An 8239-nucleotide genomic window follows, 5' to 3' on the forward strand; every position below is an offset into this window, starting at 1 on the left:
CTACTTTTACGGCATGAATGAACTCCTTCTGCCCCCTGCCTTCGAACAGGAAATGCAGGCTCAGCTGGGCCCAGACTTCCCGGCTTTTCGGCAGGCGCTGTCGACACCCGCTCCCGTCAGTATTCGGCTCAACCCCCGCAAATCGGGGGTCGATACGGCCGGGCTGGAGGCCGTACCCTGGTGCTCCACCGGCTACTACCTGCCCGAGCGCCCCAGTTTTACCGTCGATCCGTTGTTTCAGGCGGGTGCCTACTACGTGCAGGAGGCTTCGTCGATGCTGCTTTACGAGGCAGTGCGGCAAACGGTCAATCTGAATCGACCCCTGCGGGTGCTCGATCTGTGCGGAGCGCCGGGTGGCAAAAGCACGTTACTGGCTTCCATGCTGTCGGCCGATAGTCTGCTGATCTGCAACGAAGTAATTCGGAGCCGGGTGGCGGTGCTGCGGCAAAATATCGACAAGTGGGGCTACCCCAACGTGGTTGTCAGCAACCACGATCCCGAAGACCTGCAGAAACTGGCGGGCTTTTTCGATGTGGTGCTGGTCGATGCTCCCTGTTCGGGCGAAGGCCTGTTTCGCAAAGACCCCGACGCCATCGGCGAATGGTCGGAAGCCAACGTACAGCTGTGCTCGGCCCGGCAGAAGCGGATTCTGGCGGCCGCTACGCCCCTGCTCGACACAGGCGGAATACTCATTTACAGCACCTGTACCTATAACGATCAGGAAAACGAAGACAACCTGCGGTATCTGGCCGAACAGGGCTTTCGCAGTCGGCCGCTCGAGCTGCCCGCCGAGTGGCAGGTGGTTGCCAAAACGGTAAACGGGGCGGTTGGTTACCAGTGTTACCCACACCGGGTAAAGGGCGAAGGCTTTTTCATCGGGGTGTTTGAGAAAACGGGCTTTACGGCGTCGGTTAAACTCGATGCCCGCACCTTTCGCAGTATTCGGGCGCTGCGACCGCGCCAGACGGCCGCCGTTGGCAAATGGCTCGAAACGCCGGGCGATTTTACGTACTGGGAGAAACCAAACGGCAGCGTGATGGCCCTCCCCAAATCTCTCGAAAAAACGTTTCTGTTCCTCGATGTGGCGTTGCACAACAAAGGCTTCGGCTTCGACCTGGGTGAATTCAAAGGCGACGATTTTGTGCCGTCGCATACGCTGGCGCTCAGCACGGCCATCCGGAAAGACCTGCCCGGCGTCGAGTTATCGTACGAACAGGCCCTCCACTATTTCAAAAAGGAAAACCTGATACTCGATGAACCCGCGCGGGGCTGGCTGCTGGCCCGCTTCAACGGCCTCAACCTGGGCTGGATGAAAGGCGTTGGGCAACGGGTCAACAACTACCTGCCGAAAGACTGGCGCATCCGAATGGACATTCGCGAATATGTATGAAACGATTGCTGACTGTAGCGGCCCTGCTGGTGGTAGGGCTCACCATTGCCTTTATGGCGGGGCCTGTCGTACACTTCGACCCGGTAACGCCCAGGCCTGTAGCGCTGAACCCCGACCTGCCCGCCATGGAGCGCGAGCTGGCGCTGGTCGAGCAACGGGCCAATCTGCGTCCCGATAATGCCGCCCGTATCGTGTGGGCCGACAGCAGCCGCAAGCAGAAAACTCCCTACAGCCTGGTATATATTCCGGGCTTTTCAGCCAGCTGGGCCGAGGGCGACCCCGTACACCGGCAGCTGGCCCGGCGGTTTGGCTGCAACCTGTATCTGGCCCGGACCTATGGCCACGGCGTCGACTCGCCCGATGCCCTGCGCGACATGAGCCCCGACCGCTTCGCCAATTCGGCCGAACGGGCGCTGGCCATCGGCAAAGCCCTGGGCGATACGGTAGTCGTAATCGGTACGTCGGCCGGCGGTATGCTGACGCTGTATCTGGCCACTCATCATCCCGAAATAAAGGGCCTTGTGCTCTACTCGCCCTGCATTGCCGTGGCCAACCCAGCTCTCAAACTAGCCACTGGCCACTGGGGGCAACAGCTGATCGAGCGTGTTTTTCCAAACCAGCACGTGGAGGTGACAACCTATAAGCCCGACCGGGCCCGTTACTGGCTAACGAGTTACCACACCAACGGCTTGCTGACGCTGCAGACCATGCTCGAAACCTGGATGACGCCGGAGCAGTTCGGCCGCATCAGGCAGCCGGTCTTTATGGGCTATTACTATAAGGACGAAGACCACCAGGACAAGGTGGTGTCGGTACCCGCCATGCTGACGATGTTCGATCAGCTGGGTACCCCCGCTGCGCTGAAGCAAAAACAGGCGTTTCCGCAGGCGGGCGAACACGTGATTGCCTCGCATTTCACCTCGGGCGATCTGGCTGGCGTTTACACGGCCACGGCGCGGTTTATGGAGCAGGTTTTGCACATGCCGGTTACATCCGGCTCGCCCCACCCGGCCGCAGCAGTCCGCTGATACTCAGCCGGCTCACCTGCCAATGAGTATAGATTTTCGGTTACCGCTTTTCGTTGACAGCAGGCAATCCCCAAAAAAAGGGCATCTTTGCCCGTAAAATTGTGCTAGAGCAGGTATGGCTTACGGATTATTAAACGGAAAACGCGGCATCATTTCGGGTGCCCTCGATGAAAAATCAATCGCCTGGAAGGTAGCCCTGAAAGCAAAGGCAGAAGGCGCTACGTTCACGCTTACCAATGCGCCTATTGCCATGCGTATGGGCGCTATCAAACAGCTGGCCGAACAGTGCGAAGCCGAAATCATTCCGGCCGATGCCACGTCAGTTGAAGACCTCGAAAACCTGTTCACCAAATCGCAGGAGGTGCTGGGTGGTAAAGTCGATTTCGTGCTCCACTCGATTGGCATGAGCCCCAATATCCGGAAAGGTAAAGCCTATACCGATCTGAACTACGACTGGTTTAAGCAAAGCATCGATATCTCGGCGCTGTCGTTTCATAAAATGATGCAGACGGCCTACAAACTCGACGCTATTAACGAGTGGGGTTCGGTAGTGGCCCTGACCTACATGGCGGCTCAGCGTACCTTCCCCTTCTATACCGACATGGCCGATGCGAAAGCCGTGCTGGAGTCGATTGCCCGCAGCTTTGGGTACCGCTACGGCCAGCACCGCAAGGTTCGGGTCAACACGGTATCGCAATCGCCGACGCCGACAACCGCTGGTGGCGGTATCGGTGGGTTCGACCGCTTCTACGATTTTGCCGAGAAAATGGCGCCCTTGGGCAATGCCTCAGCCGATCAGTGTGCCGATTACGTCGTAACGCTGTTCTCTGACCTGACCCGCATGGTGACCATGCAGAACCTGTTCCACGACGGTGGTTTCTCGATGACCGGGATTTCGGAAGCCGTAATGGACATGGTCAATCAGGAGCCCAAGGAATAGAATAGCTTCATTCAAGAATCGGGGCTGGCTGGGTAACCATATTACCTGGCCAGCCCCGACTTTTTGTTTACAACTCCCAGCTGCAGCGGATGCGGCTGCCTTCGTCGGTTATTTCGGCTCGTACGTAGTGATCGACCTCGTGCTGTAGTTCCTCCACGTGGGAGATGATGCCAACAACCCGGTTTTCGGCGCGCAGGGCTTTCAGCGTCTGGAACACGGTTTGCAGCGAATCTTTGTCGAGGGTACCGAAGCCCTCGTCGAGGAAAAACAGGTTTTGCGTGGCCTGGGTCAGGTGCCGGATATTGTCGGAAAGAGCCAGCGCCAGCGATAATGACGCCTGGAAAGTTTGTCCACCCGACAGGGTTTTCACCGACCGGAGTTCGCCGTTGTTCATGAAATCGCGAACCAGGAACGTATTTTTTTCGTCCAGTTCGAGCCGTAGCTGATTATTAGTCAGTTTGAAAAAGCGCTCGTTGGCCGACTCACACAGGTTTTTCAGATATACCGACGAGACATAATTGACAAAACCTGCCTGGCGGAACAGCTTTTCCATATCCTCAAGGTCCTGCCGGCGCAGATCCAGTTTATCGTGCTCGGCCTGATACGTCTTTTTCTGCTCCCACTGGCGGGTTAGCGATTCGACTGTCTGGTGGGCCTGCCCGATCAGCTGATTCAGGGCATCCTGCTCTCCTTTTAGCTTGGCCAGTTCGGCCTCGAGGGTACGCAGGGCGTCGGCATCATATGGGTTCTGCTGCAGCGCTTTGCTCAAATCAGCTACCTGTTTACGGTAACCGGCCAGCCCATCGTCGAACTGTTTAAGTCGTTTATGTTCGGCCTCCACATCGATAGCCTGCTGAAGCAGCTGAACAACGTCGTCGCGGTCCATGCCTGTGTGCGCCAGATTATGCGCTACGGCTTTGTCAAGAGCCAGCTGATCCCGGTCGAGTTCATCAAGTCGAATTTGTAGCTGTTTGGTTAGCTCGGTAAGGCGGGCCAATTCGGCTGAGGCTTCCTGCCGGGCTTTGTTAGCTGCCTCGAAAATGGCTTTGGCGCGGTCGTAATCGCGGGTCAGGTTATTGCGCAGGTCGGTCAGCTGCGCTTCATCCCACTCCGCCACTTCGTCGAATTTAAAATGCTCCAGCGATTCGACCCGATCCTTGATCTGCCCGTTGAGACCCGAGACAGCCGTTTCGATTCTGGTCATGTTCGTTTCCTCTTCCTGCCGCTTCTGGTCGATCTGCTCGATCTGGCTGGTCAGGTCGGTGATGGTTTGCTGGGCCTGTCGGTACTGGTTTTTTCGGTCGGTCAGGTTGGCAATGGCCTTGGTCAGACTACCATCGGGCTCTTTCGAAAATTCGGTCCATACAAACGCGTCCTCGTGTCGGGTTTGCTCGGCCACCAGTTCACCCCGTTCCTGAATCAGCTTTTTGCCCGTCGACAGTTCGGCCCGCAATTGCTGAAGCAGGGTATTGATGGTAAGTTGTAGCTGCTGCATCGCCTTGATGCGCTCCTCGACCTTTTGCAGCGATTCTCTGGCCCGCGCTACGGCCGCATCGTCGGCCATGAGGTGGGCTGCGGCCGGGTGATGGGCCGATCCGCACAGCGGACAGGGGGCTCCATCCCGAAGTGCGTTGGCGTAGGCCTGTAGCTCGGCCTGTACACTGATGGCCCGGTAGGCTTCGGCCCGTTCGGCCCGGATATGCTCCAGCTGCTCAATGGCATCCTGAATGTGGCTGGGTAAGTCTTTGAGTGAGTGCTGCTGCCAGTCTTCTTTGAATCCAACGAGGGCTGCGTCTTTCGCCTGTTTTAGCTGATTAATGTTTTTATCATAGTCGTCGAGTTGCGCCTTCAGGCTGTCGGTCCGTTTTTTCAGCGACTCATAGACTGTGAACCATTCTTTGGCTTCATACAGGCGGGTAAGCGCCGAGTCGTCGACAGCCAGCGTCTGAAGCCGCAATTGCTGCTCCTCCCTCTCCCGTCGCATCCGGTCCAGTTGGCTCTGAAAATCGGCGGCCGAGGTCTTGTGCTTCTGGTAGCGGTCCAACTGCGTATTGACAATCATCTGCCAGTTCCGGATTTGCGCAACTGTATCCAGCTCATCGCGCTGCTGCAGCAACTGATCGCGCGTGTCATAAGCCTGCTGGGCAGCCTTATAGTCGGTCTCCAGGCGAGGCAGACTACCGATCAGGCGTTCATGTTGCTGAGTGGCCTGCTGCCAGACGGTGATTGCCTGCTGGCGTTGCTGGCTGTTCTTGTCGAGGGCCGCCAGATCGGACTTAAACAGCAGCAGACATTGTTCGTAGCGCTGGACGTGTTGCCGCAACGCGTCGAACTGAGGTTTTTGCCGATCCAGTTCCTGCAGTTCCAGGGTAGCCGCGTCGAGCTGTATGTGCAGTTTCTGCGCCTGCAGTAGCTGCTGGCGGGCGGGCTCCAGCGTCAACGTCAGTGCTGTCTGTTGCTGCTGTTTAGTCAGCAGGTCGGCCAGTTGCGTTTTGGCGTCGGTAATGCTGGTTTCGGTGATGGCCGCAAGCGGAGCCAGCAAACCCCGTAGCTCGGAGAGCTGCGTGTTGTTGGCCGTTTTCAGCCTGCTGGTTCGACTGGCCAGATCGTACTGATCGAGTCGGAAAAGCTGATTCATCATCCGGGTCCGATCCGTGGGACTCAACTCCAGAAACTCCCGAAACTGGTTCTGCGGAATAATGATGGTTCGCTTGAAGTTGTCGTAGTTGAGGCCCAGTATTTGCTCAGACAGTATGCTGATGTCCTCCTTCTCGTTACCGATGGGCGTCCAGCTATCGCCCTGCCGCTTAAACGACCGGCGCTCCCCGGCCAGAATATCCTGATGCCGCTTGGCATGTCGCTTGGCTGCGTACACAAACTTATACTGCTCCCCGTCGGGGCCGGCCTGAAACTCGAAATCGATGATGAGGTGCTTCGATTTCAGGTTCATCATATTATACAGAAGCCGGTCCTGCATGTTCAGGCGCTCGGTACGACCATATAAGGCAAAACTCATCGCTTCCAGCAGCGATGTTTTACCCGAACCTACCTTTCCGAAAATACCGAAAACGCTGGCGCTGGTCAGCTGCCGAAAATCGACCTCCTGTAATGTCTGGTATGAATACAGTCCTTGGATGGATAATTTAAGCGGAATCATTCGGGGTCGGTAGCCAGAATCTCGCCAAACAGCTGCCGCAGCCGCTCGTTGGGTTCCTGACCTTTATTTTTAGATTTGAAGTAGTCAACAAACAGGGCCTCCATCGACTGAGTCAGATCAACGGTCTGGCCTTTGGTGTTGCTGGGTGCGTCGACATCGCGTATGTCGGGAATGATGCTGGCCGTCGACAGCGAGTCATGGGCCTGCGCGAGCCGACGCCGATCTTCCGACGTTAGGTAGCTACTGGTCTGCAGCGTGATCTCGGGGTAGCAGTCTGGGTTCTGTTGCAGCCAGTCTATGGCATCATCGACATGCGTAAAACGTTTTCGCAACAGGCGCTTGCCCGCCTTAAGCGCAATAGGGGTTACCACAACGGGCGTGGCCGGTTCCGCTTCGATCAGCATCACGTACTTCTCCTGATCGGCTTCGGCGAAGCTATAGGCCAGCGGACTGCTGCTGTAGACAACCGGCGCGTGCCCCCCGCCAATCGACTGCTGACGGTGGAGGTGCCCCAGCGCCGTGTACTGCACCTGGGGCGGAATCATATCGGAATAAATCACCGACGCTCCCCCCACCTGCAGAATACTGCGTTCATCGCCCGTTTCTTCGGGTACCTCGCCCCCCCGCTTCATAACAAGCAGGTGCGCAACAAGCAGGTTGACGCCCTGCGCATCCATATAAGCATCGGCCAGCGATGTCCAGTGCGCCTGCAACGCCTGCCGGAGGGCATCGTCGGTTTGCTGAACACCAAAGTATGACCGCATCCGCGACTCATTGGCGTAGGGAGTTACCAGCAATCGAACGGGTGCCCTGTGTCGGGGAAGCTGAATTTCGAGAAAACCGGGCTGGGTCTGTAACAGGCTCGCATCACAGTTCAGAACGTGTGTGTGTACCTGCGTCCTGGGGTAGCCAACGAATATAATGCCGCATTCACGCCCAAAGTGGTCCTGGGCCTCGATACGCTCGGGATTGTCATGATTACCGGCAATAGCGATTACCGGGCGTCTTCCGCCTGCTGCCAGCCGTTTCAGTGTACTATATAGTAGATCTTCGGCTTCGGCTGAAGGATTAAAGGTGTCGAACAGATCACCCGCCACGACAACCAGGTCTACATCTTCCTGTTCCGCCAGCGCGACAATCTCGGCCAGCACTTCTTTTTGTTCCTGAATACGCTGAAAGTCCTGCAGGCGTTTGCCCAGGTGCCAGTCAGCGGTGTGGAGTATCTTCATACATGGGTTGTGACTACGGGAGTAAGAAACGTAGCCACAGGTAAAGTATGCAATATACAGTCTGGGAGGCCCAATATGCCGGCACCGCGTGGCGGGACTGCCAAATTGAAGCAGTTGACGGGCCTGATCCGGGCTGAATAGACCCTGTATCGAACGAAGGTCCAAAAAAGTTTAAAAAATTATGAACGGGTAAGTAGCGTATGATGAGCTACTTACCTGCCCGCCCGCCCGGCGGTTCCCACTATTTTGGCCGCCGGGCTTGACAACCGCCCCTTTTTCGCCCTACCTTTGCACTCCCAAATCGAACGAAACACGCCGATCTGGGAAACACCGGCAGGCAACGGCCCGCCCTTCTCAACATCCCGGCGATTGGACTTGCGAAACCAGCTCGAAAAAAGTTTTTTACTTTTTACTTGACTTTCCCAAAACAAACCGCCACCTTTGCACTCCCAAATCGAACGAAGCGGGAAACATCAGCAGGCAACGGCCTGACGA

The 8239-nt window shown here is 56.8% G+C and carries 5 protein-coding genes; 3 read left to right on the forward strand and 2 right to left on the reverse strand.

Going from position 1 to position 8239, the window contains the following annotated elements; translation table 11 throughout:
• The first annotated feature begins 13 nt into the window (after window positions 1-13).
• The 3 genes from ACYVAC_RS16950 (at window position 14) to ACYVAC_RS16960 (ending at window position 3358) form a co-directional block, all read left to right on the forward strand.
• On the forward strand, window positions 14-1390 hold the full coding sequence (locus tag ACYVAC_RS16950; protein WP_461098946.1) for a methyltransferase RsmF C-terminal domain-like protein: 1377 nt from the start codon (window positions 14-16) through the stop codon (window positions 1388-1390).
• A complete protein-coding gene (locus ACYVAC_RS16955) occupies window positions 1387-2418 on the forward strand; it encodes an alpha/beta hydrolase (RefSeq protein ID WP_461098947.1) in 1032 nt (343 codons plus the stop codon). The genes ACYVAC_RS16950 and ACYVAC_RS16955 overlap by 4 nt, the downstream gene beginning before the upstream one ends.
• 115 nt (window positions 2419-2533) lie before the next feature.
• On the forward strand, window positions 2534-3358 hold the full coding sequence (locus ACYVAC_RS16960) for an enoyl-ACP reductase FabI (protein WP_461098948.1): 825 nt from the start codon (window positions 2534-2536) through the stop codon (window positions 3356-3358).
• 67 nt (window positions 3359-3425) lie between these two features.
• Here the strand turns inward: ACYVAC_RS16960 and ACYVAC_RS16965 are convergent, their stop codons facing one another.
• Complete coding sequence (locus ACYVAC_RS16965; RefSeq protein ID WP_461098949.1) at window positions 3426-6515, reverse strand: SbcC/MukB-like Walker B domain-containing protein; 3090 nt, start codon at window positions 6513-6515, stop codon at window positions 3426-3428.
• Window positions 6512-7744 carry a metallophosphoesterase family protein gene (locus tag ACYVAC_RS16970; protein WP_461098950.1) on the reverse strand — a complete coding sequence of 411 codons (1233 nt, stop codon included), beginning with the start codon at window positions 7742-7744 and terminating at the stop codon, window positions 6512-6514. The genes ACYVAC_RS16965 and ACYVAC_RS16970 overlap by 4 nt, the downstream gene beginning before the upstream one ends.
• Window positions 7745-8239 lie beyond the last annotated feature (495 nt).

It is taken from the genome of Spirosoma luteolum (assembly GCF_054778875.1).